16 protein-coding genes are annotated in these 18,159 nt (G+C 70.8%); 13 read left to right on the plus strand and 3 right to left on the minus strand.

Going from position 1 to position 18,159, the window contains the following annotated elements:
- Positions 1-16: 16 nt before the first annotated feature.
- From miaB to L3Q67_RS22315, 3 genes are all read left to right on the plus strand, one after another.
- On the plus strand, positions 17-1,441 hold the full coding sequence (miaB, locus tag L3Q67_RS22305) for a MiaB/RimO family radical SAM methylthiotransferase (protein WP_499191614.1): 1,425 nt from the start codon (positions 17-19) through the stop codon (positions 1,439-1,441).
- A complete protein-coding gene (locus L3Q67_RS22310) occupies positions 1,438-1,911 on the plus strand; it encodes an Rv2732c family membrane protein (protein WP_499191303.1) in 474 nt (157 codons plus the stop codon). Before miaB ends, L3Q67_RS22310 begins: the two co-directional genes overlap by 4 nt.
- A 106-nt stretch (positions 1,912-2,017) precedes the next feature.
- Positions 2,018-2,479 (plus strand): GntR family transcriptional regulator, encoded by a 462-nt coding sequence (locus L3Q67_RS22315; protein ID WP_499191304.1) that lies wholly within the window; start codon positions 2,018-2,020, stop codon positions 2,477-2,479.
- A 572-nt stretch (positions 2,480-3,051) separates the two neighbouring features.
- On the opposite strand, the gene L3Q67_RS22320 is transcribed toward L3Q67_RS22315, so the two are convergent.
- A complete protein-coding gene (locus tag L3Q67_RS22320; RefSeq protein WP_499191305.1) occupies positions 3,052-4,386 on the minus strand; it encodes a DUF349 domain-containing protein in 1,335 nt (444 codons plus the stop codon).
- A 183-nt stretch (positions 4,387-4,569) separates the two neighbouring features.
- Between L3Q67_RS22320 and L3Q67_RS22325 the strand changes: the two genes are divergently transcribed.
- Genes L3Q67_RS22325 through dapF form a run of 3 tightly spaced genes read left to right on the plus strand, consistent with a single transcriptional unit; the run spans position 4,570 to position 7,068 of the window.
- A complete protein-coding gene (locus L3Q67_RS22325; RefSeq protein WP_499191306.1) occupies positions 4,570-5,280 on the plus strand; it encodes a class III extradiol dioxygenase subunit B-like domain-containing protein in 711 nt (236 codons plus the stop codon).
- Positions 5,277-6,206: a tRNA (adenosine(37)-N6)-dimethylallyltransferase gene (miaA, locus tag L3Q67_RS22330; protein ID WP_499191307.1), complete on the plus strand. Its 930-nt coding sequence runs from the start codon at positions 5,277-5,279 to the stop codon at positions 6,204-6,206. The genes L3Q67_RS22325 and miaA overlap by 4 nt, the downstream gene beginning before the upstream one ends.
- A 37-nt stretch (positions 6,207-6,243) precedes the next feature.
- On the plus strand, positions 6,244-7,068 hold the full coding sequence (gene dapF, locus L3Q67_RS22335; RefSeq protein WP_499191308.1) for a diaminopimelate epimerase: 825 nt from the start codon (positions 6,244-6,246) through the stop codon (positions 7,066-7,068).
- Positions 7,069-7,072: 4 nt separating this feature from the next.
- Here the strand turns inward: dapF and L3Q67_RS22340 are convergent, their stop codons facing one another.
- The gene (locus tag L3Q67_RS22340) at positions 7,073-8,314 is read right to left on the minus strand and encodes an MFS transporter (RefSeq protein WP_499191309.1); all 1,242 of its coding nucleotides are present in this window, start codon (positions 8,312-8,314) and stop codon (positions 7,073-7,075) included.
- Between the two features lie 64 nt (positions 8,315-8,378).
- On the opposite strand from L3Q67_RS22340, the gene L3Q67_RS22345 reads away from it, so the two are divergent.
- The 3 genes from L3Q67_RS22345 to L3Q67_RS22355 all read left to right on the plus strand — a co-directional run bounded on the left by L3Q67_RS22345 (position 8,379) and on the right by L3Q67_RS22355 (position 11,465).
- Positions 8,379-8,879 (plus strand): ArsR/SmtB family transcription factor, encoded by a 501-nt coding sequence (locus tag L3Q67_RS22345; RefSeq protein ID WP_499191310.1) that lies wholly within the window; start codon positions 8,379-8,381, stop codon positions 8,877-8,879.
- A gap of 43 nt (positions 8,880-8,922) precedes the next feature.
- Complete coding sequence (hflX, locus tag L3Q67_RS22350) at positions 8,923-10,368, plus strand: HflX GTPase family protein (RefSeq protein ID WP_499191311.1); 1,446 nt, start codon at positions 8,923-8,925, stop codon at positions 10,366-10,368.
- Positions 10,369-10,457: 89 nt separating this feature from the next.
- Entirely contained in the window at positions 10,458-11,465 is a 1,008-nt protein-coding gene (locus L3Q67_RS22355; RefSeq protein ID WP_499191615.1) for an SdiA-regulated/phytase-like domain-containing protein, read from the plus strand.
- 26 nt (positions 11,466-11,491) lie between these two features.
- On the opposite strand, the gene lexA is transcribed toward L3Q67_RS22355, so the two are convergent.
- Positions 11,492-12,175, minus strand: a complete 684-nt coding sequence (gene lexA, locus L3Q67_RS22360; protein ID WP_499191312.1) for a LexA family protein — start codon at positions 12,173-12,175, stop codon at positions 11,492-11,494.
- Positions 12,176-12,466: 291 nt separating this feature from the next.
- On the opposite strand from lexA, the gene L3Q67_RS22365 reads away from it, so the two are divergent.
- From L3Q67_RS22365 to L3Q67_RS22380, 4 genes are all read left to right on the plus strand, one after another.
- On the plus strand, positions 12,467-12,973 hold the full coding sequence (locus L3Q67_RS22365) for a LysM peptidoglycan-binding domain-containing protein (protein WP_499191313.1): 507 nt from the start codon (positions 12,467-12,469) through the stop codon (positions 12,971-12,973).
- A gap of 304 nt (positions 12,974-13,277) precedes the next feature.
- Positions 13,278-13,754: a transcriptional regulator NrdR gene (nrdR, locus tag L3Q67_RS22370; protein WP_206809657.1), complete on the plus strand. Its 477-nt coding sequence runs from the start codon at positions 13,278-13,280 to the stop codon at positions 13,752-13,754.
- A 35-nt stretch (positions 13,755-13,789) separates the two neighbouring features.
- A complete protein-coding gene (locus L3Q67_RS22375) occupies positions 13,790-17,317 on the plus strand; it encodes a vitamin B12-dependent ribonucleotide reductase (protein ID WP_499191314.1) in 3,528 nt (1,175 codons plus the stop codon).
- Positions 17,318-17,422: 105 nt separating this feature from the next.
- Positions 17,423-18,145: a ferritin-like domain-containing protein gene (locus tag L3Q67_RS22380; RefSeq protein WP_499191315.1), complete on the plus strand. Its 723-nt coding sequence runs from the start codon at positions 17,423-17,425 to the stop codon at positions 18,143-18,145.
- Positions 18,146-18,159: the final 14 nt, after the last annotated feature.

Below are 18,159 nucleotides of genomic sequence, written 5' to 3' on the forward strand. Positions count from 1 at the left end.
CACGTTCGGCTGCCAGATGAACGTCCACGACTCCGAGCGCCTGGCCGGGCAGCTCGAGGCGGCGGGCTACGTGCCCGCCACCGACGACGCGCCGGACGTGGTGGTCTTCAACACCTGCGCGGTGCGGGAGAACGCCGACAACAAGCTGTACGGCACGCTCGGTCACCTGCGCCCGGCCAAGACCGCCAAGCCGGACATGCAGATCGCCGTCGGCGGCTGCCTGGCGCAGAAGGACCGCGGCGAGATCGTCAAGCGGGCGCCCTGGGTGGACGTGGTGTTCGGCACGCACAACATCGGCGCGCTGCCGGCGCTGCTGGAGCGCGCGCGGCACAACACCGAGGCCCAGGTCGAGATCCTCGAGTCGCTGGAGACCTTCCCGTCCACGCTGCCCGCGCGCCGCGATTCGGCGTACTCGGGCTGGGTGTCGATCTCGGTGGGCTGCAACAACACCTGCACCTTCTGCATCGTGCCCTCGCTGCGCGGCAAGGAACGGGACAGGCGGCCGGGGGAGATCCTGGCCGAGGTCGAGGCGCTGGTCGCCGAGGGCGTGCTCGAGGTGACCCTGCTCGGGCAGAACGTGAACTCCTACGGCGTCGAGTTCGGTGAGCGCGACGCGTTCTCGAAGCTGCTGCGCTCGTGCGGTTCGGTGGCCGGCCTGGAGCGGGTCCGGTTCACCTCACCGCACCCGGCCGCGTTCACCGACGACGTGATCGACGCGATGGCCGAGACGCCGAACGTCTGCCCGCAGCTGCACATGCCGCTGCAGTCCGGTTCGGACCGGGTGCTCAAGGAAATGCGCCGCTCCTACCGGTCGGCCCGCTTCCTGTCCATTTTGGACAAGGTGCGCGCGGTCATGCCGGAGGCGGCGATCACCACCGACATCATCGTCGGCTTCCCCGGCGAGACCGAAGAGGACTTCCAGGCCACGCTCGACGTGGTGCGCCAGGCGCGGTTCTCCAGCGCGTTCACCTTCCAGTACTCGAAGCGGCCCGGTACGCCGGCCGCCGATATGCCGGGGCAGCTGCCGAAGGCGGTCGTGCAGGAGCGTTACGAGCGGCTGGTCGCGCTGCAGAACGAGGTGGCGTGGGAGGAGAACAAGAAGCTGATCGGCCGGAAGGTCGAACTGCTCGTCGCCGCCGGTGAGGGGCGCAAGGACGCCGAGACGCTGCGCATGAGCGGGCGGGCGCGGGACGGCAGGCTGGTGCACTTCACGCCGAACGAGCTGAACGTGCGGCCGGGCGACGTGGTGGAGACCGTGATCACCTACGGCGCGCCGCACCACCTGGTGGCCGACGGCGAGCTGATCTCGCACCGCCGCACGCGCGCCGGTGACAACGCCGAGGCCGGGCTGCGGCCGAAGACCAACGGGGTGAGCCTGGGCCTGCCGAGCATCGGCGCGCCGGCCCCGCTGCCCGTGACCACCGGGGGGTGCGCGCTGTGAGCACGCCGGAATCCGCCGACTCCGTCAACGAGCTCGCCGCCGATGTGGACCAGGTGGTGAGCCGGGCGTCCCGCACGATCGACCTCGGGCACCGCGGACTGGTCGTCTCGGTCAGCGTGTTCGTGCTGATCGTCGGCATGTTGCTGCCGTGGGCCGGTGAGCACGTGGGCTGGGAGGTGCTGGGCGGGCAGGCCGGGGCGATCCCGCAGCTGTTCGCGGTGACCTCGACCGGGTTCGGCGTGCTCGGCTCGATGCTGGTGCTCATCACCCGGCGGTGGTGGATCACCTGGGTCTGCGCCATCGGCGGCTGGTTCGCCTCGGTCGACGGCATGCTGGCGATCTGGTCGCAGCAGTCCTCGCAGGCCAGCGGCGCGGTCGGGGGCGGGCCGGGGTTCGGGCTGATCCTCGCGGTGATCGCGACCGTGGTGATCGCCGTCCAGTGGATGCGCGCGGCCTGGTCGCGCGGCTGAATCCGGGCGCCGCTAGTAGGGTTCACCCAAAGTGTTGTTCACGCACCCGAACGTGTGGGGGTCCCGCATGCACCCGACCGGTCACGAGGTGGAGCAGCTACTGGCCGTGAGGGCTGTGCTGGCGGCGGAAGCCGCCCGGCTGGCTGCCCAGCACGCCGGTGAGGACGAGGTGCGGCGGCTGCGCCGCCTGTGCGCCGACGGCGAAGCCGCGACCGCCGCCGGCGACGTCGACGGCATGGTCGCCGCGAGCACCACGCTGCACGAATGCGTCACCGAACTGTCCGGCAACCCGGCGCTGCTGGACTTCGTCGGGCAGGTCGACCTGCGCGTGAGCGCCCACTACCCGGCGATCACCCGGCAACGCGGGGCGCAGGCGTGGCAAGAACACCACGCCCTGGTCGACGCCATCGAACGGAAAGACCCGGAGTCGGCGGCCCGCATCATGCGGGACCACGTGGACCACACCCGGGCCGCCTACCTGCAAACGCACCAGCCCACCCCCACCCCCTCGCGCACCCGCCCAGCCCCCGTCCCCGCCCGCCGCCGCCGAACCCTCCCCCGCCCCTAACCCCACCCTCACGCACCCGAGTTCCACGTTCAGGCACCCGAACCCCGCGTTCAGGCACCCGAGTCCCACACTCAGGCACCCGAGTTCCACACTCGGGCACCCGAACCCCGCGTTCGCGTACATGAGTTCTGCATTCGCAGCGGGCGGGTCCCACGTCCGCATGGCCGAGTTCCCCGTTGAGGCACCCGAGTTCCACACTCAGGCACCCGAGTTCGACGTTCGGGCACTTGAACTCGTCCGCCCGAACGCGGAAACTCGCGCCCCGCCACTGTGGATTCCGGCCGCCCGAACGTAGAACTCGGCTACCTGAACGTGGGATTCGGCTGCCTGAATGTAGAACTCAGCTGTCTGAACGTGGGACTCGCTGTCTGAGTGTGGGATTCGGCTGCCTGAGTGTGGAACTCGGCTGTCTGAACGTGGGACTCGGCTGCGCGAATGTGGGACTCGCGCTCGCGAACGTGGAGTTGGCGGGAGTGCGGGTAGGTTGCACATCGATCGGCGGGGCCAGAGGGCTGGAAAGCGTAGTGGGGCATTACTTGTGCGAGTAATGCCCCACTACGACAAAAGCGGGCTCAGCGGTCGGCCAGGGCCTGTTCGGCGGCGTCCAGCCATTCCCGCCATTGGGCGGCCTGTTCGTCCGCCTTCTTGGCGCGGCGTTCGTCGCCGGCGGCTCTGGCTTTGGCTGCCTGCGACTCGAACTGTTCGACCCGCTCCCGGAACTGGGCCGCGCGGGCCTGGGCTTCCGGGTCCGTGCGGCGCCACTTGCTTTCTTCGGCGCCGCGCACGCGATCCTGCACGGCCTTCAGCCGGGCATCGAGGTCGCGGATGCGTTCCCGCGGCACCTTGCCGATCTCGTCCCACCGCTCCTGGACCTTGCGCAGCTGCGACTTCGCCGCCTCCAGGTTCGCGCCCGGGTCGATCTTCTCGGCTTCGGCGAGCAGCTCCTCCTTCTTCGCCGCGTTGCCGGAGAACTCGGCGTCACGCTCGGAGAACGCGGCCGAGCGGCGGGCGAAGAACGCGTCCTGCGCGGCCCGGAACCGCTGCCACAGCGCGTCGTCGCTGTCCTTGGGCGCGCGGCCGGCGGCCTTCCACTCGCCCATCAGTTCCTTGTAGCGGGCGGCGGTGGGGCCCCAGCTGTCCGAGTCGGCCAGCGACTCGGCCTCGGTGATCAGCTCCTCCTTGCGCGCCTTCGCTGCCGCGCGCTGCTTGTCCAGCTCGGCGAAGTGCGACCCGCGGCGGCGGTTGAACCCCTCGCGTGCCTTGGAGAACCGGCGCCACAGCTCGTCGTCGGTCTTGCGGTCGACGCCCTTGATGGCCTTCCACTCGTCGAGGATGGTGCGCAGCCGATCGCCCGCGGCCTTCCACTGGGTGGAGTCGGCGGCGATCTTCTCCGCCTCGTCGGCCAGCGCCTGCTTGCGCGCGACCGCGACCTCGCGGGCCTGCTCGCGTTCCTGCTTCGCGTCCGCGAGCGAGCGTTCGGCGTGGGCGATCACCTGCTCGATGCGGGCGCCGAGCGCGGCGAGGTCGCCGACCACCGCCGCGTCGGCCAGGCCGTCGCGCAACTGGGTCGCGCTGGCCAGTGCGTGCTTCGGGTCACCGGCTCCCGAGGCCAGCCGGGTCTCCAGCAGCTCCACCTCGGTGCGCAGGTCGTCGAACCGGCGCGCGAAGTGCAGCAGGCCCTCTTCCGGGGTTCCCGCCTGCCACACGCCGATGGCGCGTTCGCCGTCCGCCCCGCGGACGTAGACCGTGCCCTCCTCGTCCACCCGGCCCCAGCGGTCCGGGTGTGGTTCCGCCGGCGGAACCGGCGGGACCGGCTGGCCGACGGTGTGCGCGTGCGGCACCGGGTGTGGTGCCGGGGCTTCCGGGGCTGGGGTTTCGTGCGCGCCCTCAGTTGTGTTCTCCGCCATGGCAGGCTCCTTATCGCCTGTACGCCCGCTCGCGCGGGCGCCCCACCAACCGGTGGGGCCGGGTCGTGCCGCTGCCGGACCACGCTCGTGTCCGTCGTGGCATTCAAACAGGTCAAGGCGCGTCGTGGTACATGGTGCTCGCATCAGGACCCGCTTTCGGGTGGCGGGGTAACGTCGGACAGCGTGATCACACGTGCCGTCGTGGTGCCGCAGCCGCCGCTGCTGGTGCCCGGAATCGCCGCAGGGGCGCGCGAATCGACCGCCGAACTGCGGGCCGCGTGCGTGGCCGCCGCGGGCAGGCTCGCCGAGGTCGCGAGCCGCTGGGTCGCCGTCGGCACCGGCGAGGACACCGTCTCGGTCACGCCGCCGGCTGCGTGCGGTTCCTTCCGCGGTTACGGCGTCGACCTGGGCGTTCGCCTCTCCGAGACACCGGGCGCACCGGGTGCACCGGCCGAGTTGCCGCTGTCCGCGCTGATCACCGGGTGGCTGCGCGAGCAGTCGGGCGCCGCCGAAGCCACCGTGCACACCTTCCCGGCGGACACCCCGGCCGACCGTGCCGCCAAGACCGCCGCGCTGCTCGCCGAACGGCATTCCGGCCACGGACTCCTCGTGCTCGGCGACGGCGCCAACCGGCACGGCCCCAGGTCACCCGGTGGGGAACACGACCGCGCCCCCGCCTTCGATGCCGCCGTCGCCGAAGCGCTCGGTTCCGCCGACACCGCGGCGCTGCTGACCCTGGACGCCGACTTCTGCACCGAACTGGGCGCGGGCGGCCGGTTCCCCTGGCAGGTGCTCGCCTCGCTGGCCGAGGGCGCCACCTGGACCGCCGAACTGCTGTACTCCGCCGCGCCGTTCGGCGTCGGCTACCACGTCGCGGTCTGGACCCGGGCGTGACGCGGCCGATCGCGGTGGTCGGCCCGACCGCCACCGGCAAGTCCGAACTGGCCGTCACGCTCGCCCTCGCACTGGGCGGCGAGGTGATCAACGCCGACGCGATGCAGTTGTACCGCGGCATGGACATCGGCACCGCGAAGGTGACCGCCGAGGAACGCCGCGGCGTGCCGCACCACCTGCTCGACGTGCTGGACGTGACCGAAACCGCGTCCGTGGCGGCCTACCAGCGCGACGCCCGTGCCTGCGCGGAACGGCTCATCGCCGAGGGCAAGGTGCCGGTGTTCGCCGGGGGATCCGGGCTCTACGTGCAGGCGATCGTCGACGAACTGCGGTTCCCCGGCACCGATCCGGCGGTGCGCGAGCGGCTGGACGCCGAGGCCGCCGAGGTGGGCGCGGCCGTGCTCCACGACCGCCTCGCCCGCGCCGATCCCCAGGCGGCCGCGGCGATTCTGCCGACGAACACCCGCCGGATCGTCCGTGCACTGGAGGTCATCGAGATCACCGGGGAGCCGTTCTCGGCGAACCTGCCCCAGCCCGGCGAGCCGCGCTACGGCACCACGCTGATCGGCGTCGACCGCGAAGTCGCCGAACTCGACGCGCGGGTCGATCTGCGGGTGGAGCGCATGTTCGCCGCCGGCCTGGCCGAAGAAGTGCGGGAACTGGAACGGCACGGGCTGCGCGAAGGGAAGACGGCCTCACGCGCGCTGGGCTACCAGCAGGTCCTGGAACACGGCGACGACCTCGAAACCGCCGCGGCGGCGACCGCGCAGGCGACCCGGCGGTTCGTGCGGCGGCAACGGTCCTGGTTCCGCCGTAACAAGCGGATCCACTGGGTTCCCGGCGCCGCGCCGGATCTGGCCGACCGGGTGCTGGAACTCGTTGCCGGGCAAGGAAAAGACCAGGCCGGACGCGAAGCGCTCCGCTGACGGTGGTGGCCGGTGGTGGCCGGGATACTCTTTGACCATGGGCGGTATCGAGTTTCTCAAGGGGCACGGCACGCAGAACGACTTCGTGCTGCTCCCCGATCCGGCCGCACGGCTGGACCTGACCCCGGCGCGGGTCGCTGCCCTCTGCGACCGCCAGCGCGGTCTCGGCGCGGACGGCGTGCTGCGCGTGGTGCGTGCGGCCGATTTCGGGGTCGAGTCGGCGGGCGAGTGGTTCATGGACTACCGCAACGCCGACGGATCGCTCGCCGAGATGTGCGGCAACGGCGTGCGGGTGTTCGTCCGCTACCTGGTCGACACCGGGCTGGCCGAGGGCCCGGAGTTCGTGATCGGCACCCGGGCCGGCGACCGGCCGGTGGTTTCGCACCCCGACGGGTCCGTGACCGTCCGAATGGGACCCGCCACGATCACCGGTGCCTCGGTGACCATGGTCGGCCAGCGGTCCTTCTCCGGGGTGGCGGTCAACGTCGGCAACCCGCACCTGGTGTCGTTCAGCGACGAAGACGTGGCCGGGCTCGACCTGCGTGACCAGCCCGCCTACGACCGCGACTTCTTCCCCGACGGGGTGAACCTCGAGTTCGTCAACACGCTCGGCGAGGGGCGTCTGCGCATGCGGGTGCACGAGCGCGGCGTGGGGGAGACCCGGGCGTGCGGCACCGGCACGGTGGCCGTGGTGGCCGCCGCGCAGCACCTGGCCGGTCTCGACTCGGGTGAGTCCGTAGTGGACATCCCGGGCGGCAGCGTGGTGGTCACGGTGGCGCCGGGCGAATCCACGCTCACCGGACCGGCGGAGATCGTCGCCAGGGGAGAGCTGGACGAGGCCTGGTGGGCGGCCAACGCCTGAGCGCCTACGAAACCGCCGCGGTCTCGGGGATGTCACGCAGGCGGCGAAGTGGTGAGGTGACGACCCAGAGCACGGCCAGCGCTTCCAACGCACCGGCGATCCACAGCGTGTTCCGGATCCCCACGACTTCGCCGAGCACCCCGCCGAGCACCGAGCCCAGCGGCAGCACGCCCCAGACCACGAACCGCACGCTCGCGTTCATCCGCCCGAGCAGCCGGTCCGGGCAGATCGCCTGCCGGTAGCTGACCTGCGCCACGTTGTAGACGATGACGCCGTAGCCGAACAGCGCCAGGCCGGCCACCACGAAGGCGATCCGCCAGCCGGGGGCGGCGAGCGGTACCAGCAGGTGCGCGGGCCAGGTCAGCAGCGGGATCAGCCAGATCGCCCGTGCCTGCCCGATCCGCCGGTTGACCAGGCCGGAGGTGAAGGCGCCGAGCACGCTGCCCGCGCCGCCGATCGCCAGTAGCGCGCCGACCGCGGCCGCCGACAAGCCCAGCGTGCGGGTCAGGAACAGCATCTCCACGGCGAGGAAGATGCCGTTCGCCAGGTTGGCCGTCGCGGTGGCCGAGGTGATCGCGCGCAGGGTGGGGTTGCCGAAGACGAACCGCAGGCCTTCGGCGATCTGGGCGGACAGCTTCGGGTTCTCGTGCGGCACCGGTTCGGGTTCGACACGCCGGATGCGCAGCAGGCACAGCGCGGAGGTGAGGAAGCCGAGTCCGGTCATGAGCACCGCGTTCGCCGGGCCGAGCAGTTGCGCGAGCACGCCGCCGATCCCCGGCCCGGCCACCTGCGACACCGACTGGCTGGACTGCAGCTTCGCGTTGCCCTCCAGCAGCTGGTCACGGCCGACGAGCGAGGGCAGGTACGACTGGTAGGCCACGTCGAAGAACACCGTGCACACCCCGGTCAGCAGGGCGACCACCACGAGCTGCGTCAGCGTGAGCACGCCCGCCCACCAGGCCAGTGGCACCGACAGCAGCAGCGCCGCACGGGCGAAGTCGGCTCGCAGCATCAGCGGGCGCCGCCGGAAGCGGTCCACCCAGGCGCCGGCGGGCAGGCCGAGCAGCAGGAACGCCAGCGTCTCCGCGGCGGTCAGCACGCCCATCTCGAACGGGCTCGCGGCCAGCACGGTGGCCGCGAGCAGGGGGAGCACGGTGTGCCCGACGAAGGTGCCGAGCTGACTGGCCGTGTCGCCGGCCCACAACCGGCGGAAGTCGGCATGCCGCCACAGGGAGTTCTCACGCACCCCGGCAGTCAAGCGGAAGTGATTGGAAAGTGTCAATCACTTCCGCCGTCGTAGGCTGATCGTCGTGGGTGCGGAACGACGGAACGCGACCGAGGCCGAGGCGAACGCGCTGGCCTCGGGAATACGCCTGCGCATCATCCGGTTGACCTTCAAGGAAGCGCTGACGAACAAGGAACTGGCGAGCCGGCTCGGCAAGGACCCGGCCACCGTGCTCCACCACGTGCGCAAGCTGGTCGACACCGGCTTCCTGGCACCGCAGCCCGCCCGCCGCGGCAACCGCGGCGCGAAGGAGATCCCGTACCTGTCGACCAGGCTGTCCTGGAACCTGCGGCTGGACGACACCGAAGAACTGGGACAGGCCTCGCTGGAGGCCTACCTCGCCGAAGTCGGTGAAGTCGGCACGGCGAAGGTCGAGCAGACCCGCCTGGTGGTGCAACTGCCCGAAGCCGAGCAGGCGGAGTTCAAGCGCCGCCTGTACGAGCTGATCGAGGAGTACGCGGAACGGCCGATCGACCCCGGTGCCGAGCGGACCGCGATCTACCTCGCGCTGTACCCGAGTGCGTAATCCATTCGGCACATCCCGCGGATCGTGGGACCATGGAAGGACGATGACGGAACTGACACACACTGATATGGCAGCCGAACTCGACGGCGAGGAGCTGTCGATCGGCGAGCTGGAACTGGAAGACCGCGCCTCGCTGCGCCGCGTCGCCGGGCTCTCCACCGAGCTCGAGGACGTCACCGAAGTCGAGTACCGGCAGCTCCGCCTGGAGCGGGTCGTGCTGGTCGGCGTCTGGACCGAAGGCACCGCCGCCCAGTCGGAGGCCTCGCTGGCCGAACTGGCCCGGCTCGCCGAGACGGCGGGCTCGGAGGTGCTCGAAGGCATCGTCCAGCGCCGCACCCGGCCGGACCCGGCGACCTACATCGGTTCGGGCAAGGTACGCGAGCTGCTCGACATCGTGCGCGCCACCGGCGCCGACACGGTGATCTGCGACGGCGAGCTCTCCCCCGGCCAGCTGCGGCAGCTGGAGGCGAAGCTCAAGGTCAAGGTGGTCGACCGGACCGCGTTGATCCTGGACATCTTCGCCCAGCACGCCAGCTCCAAGGAGGGCAAGGCCCAGGTCGAGCTGGCCCAGCTGCAGTACCTGATCCCGCGGCTGCGGGGCTGGGGTGAATCGCTGTCCCGGCAGGCCGGTGGCCGTGCCGGTGGCGCCAACGGCGGTGTGGGCCTGCGTGGTCCCGGTGAGACCAAGCTGGAAACCGATCGGCGGCGGATCAACAAGCGTGTGGCCAAGCTACGCCGCGAGATCGCTTCGATGGACACCATCCGCGAGACCAAGCGCGGGCGCCGCGTGGCCAACGAGGTGCCCAGCGTTGCCATCGTCGGCTACACCAACGCCGGCAAGTCGAGCCTGCTCAACGCGCTGACCGGGGCCGGGGTGCTGGTGGAGGACGCGTTGTTCGCCACCCTCGACCCGACCACCCGCCGCGCGGACACGCCCGATGGGCGCACCTACACGCTGACCGACACCGTCGGCTTCGTGCGGCACCTGCCGCACCAGCTGGTCGATGCCTTCCGCTCCACGCTGGAGGAGGCGGCCGACGCCGACCTGCTGCTGCACGTGGTGGACGGCGCCGACCCGGCGCCGGAGGAGCAGGTCAACGCGGTGCGCGACGTGCTCGGCGAGATCACCCGCAAGCGCAGCGAACCGCTGCCGCCGGAACTGCTGGTGATCAACAAGGCCGACGCCGCCGACGAGGTCACCCTGGCCCGCCTGCGGCACCTGCTGCCCGGCGCGCTGGTGGTCTCCGCCCAGACGGGTGAAGGCATCGAAGCGCTGATCACGGAGATCTCCGAGCGCGTGCCGCGTCCGGACGTGGAGGTCGACGCGGTGGTGCCGTACACCCGCGGCGAGCTCGTGGCCAGGGTGCACGCCGATGGCGAGGTGCTCACCGAGGAACACATCGAAGAGGGCACGCACCTGCGCGCCCGGGTCCACCCGGACCTGGCCGCCGCGTTGCACACCTTCGCGGTCGACGGCTCGCCCGCGTAACCCAGTACCTTCGACGGCGAGGGGATCTTTCTTTCGCTGACGGAGGTGTGCGGGTGCGCGGTCGTGCGTGCGCGGTGGTGCTCGCGGGAATGCTGGCGGTGGCGCCGGTGCTGGTGACGGCACCGGCCGCCGTCGCGCAGGAGGTGCCCGCGCCGGAAACGCTGTGCACGGTGCGCGACGCGAAGCTGGCCGAGCTGTCCGGCCTCGCGGCCGATGGTGACCGCTGGTACGCCATGGGCGACGGCGGAACCAAGCTGCAGGTCGTGGTGCTCGGCCGGGATTGCAGCACCCAGAAGGTGATTTCCGCGTCGGTCGATCCGTACGACGTGGAAGACCTGGCCCGCGCGAAGGACGGCACGCTCTGGCTCGCCGACACCGGCGACAACCGCAAGCAACGGGAAACCGTGGCGCTGCACGCGCTCACCCCGGCGGGCAAGGCCACGCTCTACCGGCTCACCTACCCGGACGGCCAGCACGACGCCGAAGCGCTGCTGCTCGACGGCTCGGGTACGCCGTTCGTGGTCACCAAGAACGTGCTCGGAAAGGCCGAGGTGTACAAACCCGCCGCCGAGCTGAAGAGCCCGGGCCCGAACGCGCTGGAAAAAGTGGGTTCACTGGACATCTCCACCACCGACACGCCGGGAGGCCCGGTCGGCGGTGTCGGCTCCATGCTGGTCACCGGGGGCGCGGTGAGCCCGGACGGCAAGACCGTCGCGTTGCGCACCTACACCGACGCCTACCTCTACCCGGCACCCGACGGCGACGTGGCGGCCGCGCTCAAGCGGAACCCCGTGCGGGTGCCGTTGCCGAACGAACCCCAGGGCGAAGCGATCGCCTTCGAGCCGGACGGCACGCTGCTCTCGGCCAGTGAAGGCACCGGCCAGCCCGTGCGCGCCGTCCGCGGTGCGGCCGCGCTGGCCGCGGGCGCGACCCCGGCGGCGGACGAGCAGGAGGGCTCGCCCGGACCCACCGGTGACCCCGCAACCGGCGGATCCGAGTCCCCTGTGCCCTTGCTGCCCGCGGCCGCCATCGCCGTGCTCGCCGCGCTCGGGCTGGTCTTCGTCGTGAGCCGCGTGTGGCGGGCGCGGCGCGGGTGAACCAGCCGGTTCGAGCGGGCTAGCGGCTAGAGGCGGCGCAGTACCGCCACCACCTTGCCCAGGATGGTCGCGTCGTCCCCGGGGATCGGGTCGTACGCCTCGTTGTGCGGCATCAGCCAGACGTGCCCGTCCTTGTGCTTGAACGTCTTCACGGTGGCTTCGCCGTCGATCATCGCGGCGACGATCTCGCCGTTGTTCGCGGTGGGCTGCTGGCGCACCACGACCCAGTCGCCGTCGGTGATCGCCGCGTCGATCATCGAGTCACCGGTGACGCTGAGCAGGAAGACGTCGCCTTCGCCGACGATGTCCTTCGGCAGCGGGTAGACGTCCTCCACCGACTGCTCGGCCAGCACCGGGCCACCGGCGGCGATCCGGCCGACCAGCGGCACGTAGGCCGGCTTGGGCATCTGCTCGATCGGCGAGCCCGGCTCGGCGTCCGCGGCCAGCACGCCCACCGCGCGCGGGCGGTTCGCGTCACGGCGCAGGTAACCCTTGCGCTGCAGTGCGCGCAGCTGGTGGGAGACCGAGGACGTCGAGTTCAGGCCGACCGCTTCGCCGATCTCGCGCACGCTCGGCGGGTAGCCGAAGCGTTCGACCCAGGCCCGGATCACCTCCAGGACCTGCGACTGCCGGACGGTCAAGCTCTCGTCCTGGTCTTCCGGTTCGCGCAGGGCGGGTATCTTGCCCGGCACGGCCTTCCTGACACTCACTGTGGTTCGCCTCCCAGGTGCTGGAGGCCGGTGGACGGGGTCTGCCACCGGCCCGGTTCGGTTGCCGGGGCCCTGGTCGCCGCGCACAGCGCGGACACCGGTGGGCCCTGCATGCGACGCTAGCCCGCCACGGGGTGGAGATCAAACATTTGTTCGACCGACACGCCGGGCGCCGCTCGATTTTGTCGGTCCTGGGTGGTACACATTCGCACGGGAGTTCGATAGAACGCCTGTTCGAGGGTCGGTGCCAGCGTACCGCGCCCCGGAGGACGGCCGCGAGGAGGTTCCGTGATGTCGGTGCTGGTCGACGTGAGCGAGTTGCGGGGAGTGGTGGTCAGGCGGGGGGTCCTGATCGACGAGAACGTGACGGTCGACGAGGCGCCCCCGGCGGCTCCCGTGCGGCCGGGGGCGCGCAAACGGCCCCAGGGCGAGGTGCGTCGCCCGTCGAACCGGCCGCGGGTGGTGGCCGGGCTGCGCGCGGTGCCGGAGGTGCGCTGCGCACCGGCTCGAGCTGGCGCGCGCTGGCCGTGGCTGGCCGCGATGGCGGTGACCGCGGGACTGGTGGTGGCCGGCTTCGGCTTCCTCGCCGACGCGATGGCCGCGCCGGTGCCCACGCGGACGGCCGTGGTCTCGGTCGCGCCGGGGGAGTCGTTGTGGGAGGTGGCCGAACGCATGGCGCCGAGCAGTGATCCCGCCGCCGTCGTCGACCGCATCCACGAACTGAACCGGTTCGACGGCGCCGGACTGGTGCCGGGCCTGCCGATCGAAGTGCCCGCCGAGACCGCGCCCTCCCGCTGAGCCGCCGTTCGTGATGGACCACCCCTGGTGAGGGCGGTGAGTCCGGGAATTCCGAGGTGAGTCCGAAGTGGACGTGCAACAGGACGACGGCGGTGATCGACGCCGGGACGCGGGGCGGGGAAGCACCGCGCGGCATTCACCCGGTCCGGCGGCGTTGCGCGGTTGCGGACCGTCCGGCGCGCTCCTAGAGTCCACCCCCACATCTAGTGGTAACACGCCTGTAGTCGGTCCACAGCTTGGGGTAGAATCGGAGTCGGTTGTCCCTGGTGTGCACACCTGCCGCGGAAGGAAGGGTGGTCTGCTCATGCGGTGCCCGTTCTGCCGTCACGCGGACTCGCGCGTGGTCGATTCGCGCGAAGTGGACGAGGGGCAGGCGATCCGCCGTCGCCGCTCGTGCTCGGAGTGCGGCCGCCGGTTCACCACCTCCGAGACGATGGTGCTCGCCGTGGTGAAGCGGTCCGGGGTCACCGAGCAGTTCAGCCGGGACAAGGTGGTGCGCGGGGTTCGCCGCGCGTGCCAGGGCCGGCCCGTCGACGACGACGACCTCCAGCAGCTGGCGCAGCGGGTCGAGGAGTCGATCCGGTCCGCCGGGCTCGCCGAGATCCCGAGCCACGAGGTCGGCCTGGCCATCCTGGGCCCGCTCCGTGAACTCGACGAGGTCGCCTACCTGCGCTTCGCCAGCGTCTACCGCTCGTTCTCCTCGGTCGAGGACTTCGAGAAGGAGATCGCGGACCTTCGCCAGGCCATGGCCGGTAGCGAAGAGAGCGCGAACGACGAGTAAGGCTCGCCGTTCCGTGCCGGAACGAGGGAGTACCCATGACCGAGACCGTGGGAACCGGCGCGGACGCCGTGGAGGAACGGCGACCTGACCGGCTGGGCATCCGCCGCGTGTTCACCACCGAGGGCGTGCACCCGTACGCCGAGGTCGAGTGGGAACAACGCGACGTCGTGATGACCAACTGGCGCGACGGCACGGTGAACTTCGAGCAGCGCGGCGTGGAGTTCCCCGCGTCCTGGTCGGTGAACGCCACCAACATCGTCACCAGCAAGTACTTCCGCGGCGCGGTCGGCACGCCCCAGCGCGAACGCAGCCTCAAGCAGCTGATCGACCGGGTCGTGGGCACCTACGTCCGGGCGGGCACCGAGCACGGCTACTTCGCCACCCCCGCCGACGCGGAGGTCTTCGAGCACGAACTCACCTGGATGCTGCTGCACCAGGTATTCAGCTTCAACTCCCCGGTCTGGTTCAACGTCGGCACCGCGTCGAAGCAGCAGGTCAGCGCCTGCCTGCCCTACCACTCCCTGGTCAGCACGCCGGGCGGGCTGGTGCCGATCGGTGAGCTGGTCGAGAACGACGCGGTGGGCGCGAAGGTCTACGACGCCCAAGGCGTGACCGGGGTGGTCGCCACCAAGGCCAACGGCCGCAAGAACGTACACCGCGTGCACACCGAGGCCGGGTACACCCTGGACGTCACGGCCGACCACCTGGTGTGGAAGCGGACGAGCGCCACCGGCGGCCGGTTCGTCGAGGCCGGCACGCTGCGCCCGGGTGACCAGCTGGAATGGCACCGGGTCCGCTCGTTCGGTGAGCGGGAGATCGACCAGCGCGAGATCGCCGAGGCGGCGCTCGCCGGGCAACTGCGCACGGGGGCTCCGGCGCACCTGCACACCGCACCGCTGCCGGTGGTAGCCGCGTACCTGCGGAGCCTGTTCCAGGCGCCGGACGGGGAACGGCTCGGAACGGGCGGCGAGCGGCTGATCCGCGAGGTGCAGAACCTCCTGCTGCGGTTCGGCATCTTCTCCCGGATCTCGCCCGACGCCGAGGACGGTGGCTGGTCCCTGCGAATCCCGGCTCGCGGTGACCGGGAGGTCTTCGCCGCCGAGATCGGTTCCCTCGACGAGTACGAGTCGGCGAGCCTGGAGCCGGCGAAGTGGCTGGAGATCGAGCGCATCGAGGACCTCGGCCCGATGGAGGTCTACGACATCCAGACCGAGAGCGGGGAGTTCCTCGCCGGGAACCTGCGGGTGCACAACTGCTTCATCCTCGCCGTCGACGACTCGATGGAGTCGATCCTGAACTGGTACCGCGAGGAAGGGCTGATCTTCAAGGGCGGCTCCGGCGCCGGGCTGAACCTCTCGCGCATCCGCTCGTCGAAAGAACTGCTGTCCTCCGGTGGCACGGCCTCCGGGCCCGTTTCGTTCATGCGTGGCGCGGACGCGTCCGCGGGCACCATCAAATCCGGTGGCGCCACGCGCCGGGCGGCCAAGATGGTGGTGCTCGACGTCGACCACCCCGACGTCGAGGAATTCATCGAAACCAAGGCACGCGAGGAAAAGAAGATCCGCGTGCTGCGTGACGCCGGATTCGACATGGACCTCTCCGGCGCGGACATTTCCTCGGTGCAGTACCAGAACGCGAACAACTCGGTGCGCGTCTCCGACGAGTTCATGCGGGCCGTCGAGTCCGACAACGCCTTCGGGCTGCGGGCCAGGCAGACCGGCGAACTGGTCACCGAGGTCGAGGCCAAGAAGCTGTTCCGCTCGATGGCGCAGGCCGCGTGGGAGTGCGCCGATCCCGGCATCCAGTACGACGACACGATCAACGACTGGCACACCTGCCCGGAATCCGGCCGGATCACCGCGTCCAACCCGTGTTCGGAGTACATGCACCTGGACAACTCCAGCTGCAACCTGGCCTCGCTGAACCTGCTCAAGTTCCTCACCGGCGAGGGCGTGTTCGACGCGAACCTGTTCGCCCGCGCGGTCGAGTTCGTGATCACCGCGATGGACATCTCCATCTGCTTCGCCGACTTCCCGACCGAGCCGATCGGCGACACCACCAGGAAGTTCCGCCAGCTCGGCATCGGTTACGCCAACCTCGGCGCGCTGCTGATGGCGATGGGCCACGCCTACGACTCCGACGGCGGCCGCGCGCTCGCGGCGTCGATCACCTCGCTGATGACCGGCGTCTCGTACCGCCGTTCCGCCGAACTCGCCGGCGTGGTCGGCCCGTACGAGGGGTACGCGCGCAACGCCGAGGCGCACCAGCGGGTCATGCGCAAGCACGCCGCCGCGAACGAGCTGATCCGGACCCACCACACCACCGACGCCGCCGTGCGCGGACTCGCCTCCGACGAATGGCACCGGGGCATCGAACTCGGTACGCGGCAGGGCTGGCGCAACGCGCAGGCGAGCGTGCTGGCCCCGACCGGGACCATCGGCTTCATGATGGACTGCGACACCACCGGCATCGAGCCGGACTTCTCGCTGGTGAAGTTCAAGAAGCTGGTCGGCGGCGGGTCGATGCAGATCGTCAACCAGACCGTGCCGCGGGCGCTTTCGGTGCTCGGGTACCAGGGTGAGCGGGCCGAGGCGATCGTCGAGTACATCGCGCAGCACGGGCACGTGGTGGACGCGCCGGGCCTGCGGGCCGAGCACTACGAGGTGTTCGACTGCGCGGTCGGCGAGCGGTCCATCGCGGCGATGGGTCACGTGCGGATGATGGCCGCGGTGCAGCCGTTCCTTTCCGGCGCCATCTCGAAGACGGTGAACATGCCGGAGTCGGCGACCGTCGCCGACGTCGAGGAGATCTACTTCCAGGGCTGGAAACTCGGCCTCAAGGCACTGGCGATCTACCGCGACAACTGCAAGGTCGGCCAGCCGCTGTCCACCGGCAAGTCGGAGCAGCCCGCCAAGGTCGAATACCGGCCGGTGCGCAAGCGGTTGCCGAAGAAACGCCCCAGCCAGACCGTTTCGTTCACCGTCGGCGGCGCCGAGGGCTACCTGCACGCCGGTTCCTACCCGGACGACGGGCTCGGCGAGATCTTCATCAAGCTCGGCAAGCAGGGCTCCACGCTCGCGGGGGTGATGGACGCGTTCTCCATGTCCATCTCGGTCGGCCTGCAGTACGGGATCCCGCTGGAGTTCTACATCTCGAAGTTCTCCAACCTGCGCTTCGAACCGGCGGGGATGACCGACGACCCGGACGTCCGGATCGCCACCAGCGTGCTCGACTACCTGTTCCGGCGGCTCGCGCTGGACTACCTGCCGTACGAGAAGCGCTCGCAGCTCGGCATCTTCACGGCCGAGGAACGCGCGGCGCAGACCGACGCGGACTACGGCACCACCACCGCCGAACCACCCCGCGTCGACCTCGACGAGTTGCGCAGCAGCGTCTACGCCGAAGAACCCGACGACCGCCCGCACTCCTCCACCGAGCTGATGGAACTGTACCTCGGCAAGGTGGCCGACGCGCCCCTGTGCATGACCTGCGGCACGAAGATGCGCCCGGCGGGCTCCTGCTACGCCTGCGAAGGCTGCGGTTCGACCTCGGGGTGCAGCTGAGGTCCACAGGATCTCCACACAAGGTCCACCGGACCTCCCGCCGCGCCCGGCCAACGCACTCCGCGCACCACCCGTCTTCCAGGATGGAAGGAAAGGAGTGGTGAGTTGAGCGAATTCACCGGATGGGTCGAGCACTTCGAGGCGGAAGCCGGGCGGCGCGCGGAGCGCGGTGATCCACAGTGGACCCAGGGCGCCGAACTGCCCGCCGCGGTGGTGAAGAGCGTGCAGCGGTTCCAGGTGGGCGAGGCGGGTGACGGGGCGAACCTGATCTCGAAGGCCGAGGCCGCCGGGGACGAGGCGTACACGGCGGCGGTGCGGTTGTTCGTCGACGAGGAACGCAACCACGCCCGCCTCCTGGAGCACCTGCTCACCGCGGCGAACGCGCGGACCATCGGCGGCCACTGGACCGACGCGGTGTTCGTCCGGCTCCGGCGGGCGCTGGGGCTGCGCCTGGAACTGATGGTGCTGATGATCGCCGAGGTCGTCGCGCTGCGGTACTACCGCGCCCTGCGCGACGGCACCTCGGATCCGCTGACCACCGAGGTCGCCGGGCGCATCCTCGCCGACGAGGAGCGCCACGTGCCGTTCCACCTGCGGCGCCTCGGTGCCGCGTTCGCCCCGCTGTCGCCGGTGACACGGCGGGCGGTGCATGCGGTGTGGTGGGTGCTGCTGCTCGGTGCGGTGGTGGTCGTCGCGCACGACCACGGGCCCGCGCTGCGCGAGCTCGGCCTGACGCGACGCCGGTTCGTCATCGACGTGCTCAGGACGTGGGTGCGCACGTCGGAGCTCCCCGACCCGGTGCCTGTCACATCCGGGCCCGCTGTGTAGTCCATCGGGTGAAC

This window comes from Saccharothrix sp. AJ9571 (assembly GCF_021725495.1).
Lineage (GTDB): Bacteria > Actinomycetota > Actinomycetes > Mycobacteriales > Pseudonocardiaceae > Amycolatopsis > Amycolatopsis magusensis.

Coding starts and splice junctions, on each gene's coding strand:
- miaB (WP_499191614.1), top strand. CDS start 17: ATGAACGTCCACGACTCCGAGCGCCTGGCCGGGCAGCTCGAGGCGGCG.
- L3Q67_RS22320 (WP_499191305.1), bottom strand. CDS start 4,386: ATGGCGGAGAACACAACTGAGGGCGCGCACGAAACCCCAGCCCCGGAA.
- dapF (WP_499191308.1), top strand. CDS start 6,244: ATGGGCGGTATCGAGTTTCTCAAGGGGCACGGCACGCAGAACGACTTC.
- hflX (WP_499191311.1), top strand. CDS start 8,923: ATGACGGAACTGACACACACTGATATGGCAGCCGAACTCGACGGCGAG.
- L3Q67_RS22355 (WP_499191615.1), top strand. CDS start 10,458: ATGCTGGCGGTGGCGCCGGTGCTGGTGACGGCACCGGCCGCCGTCGCG.
- L3Q67_RS22365 (WP_499191313.1), top strand. CDS start 12,467: ATGTCGGTGCTGGTCGACGTGAGCGAGTTGCGGGGAGTGGTGGTCAGG.
- nrdR (WP_206809657.1), top strand. CDS start 13,278: ATGCGGTGCCCGTTCTGCCGTCACGCGGACTCGCGCGTGGTCGATTCG.
- L3Q67_RS22375 (WP_499191314.1), top strand. CDS start 13,790: ATGACCGAGACCGTGGGAACCGGCGCGGACGCCGTGGAGGAACGGCGA.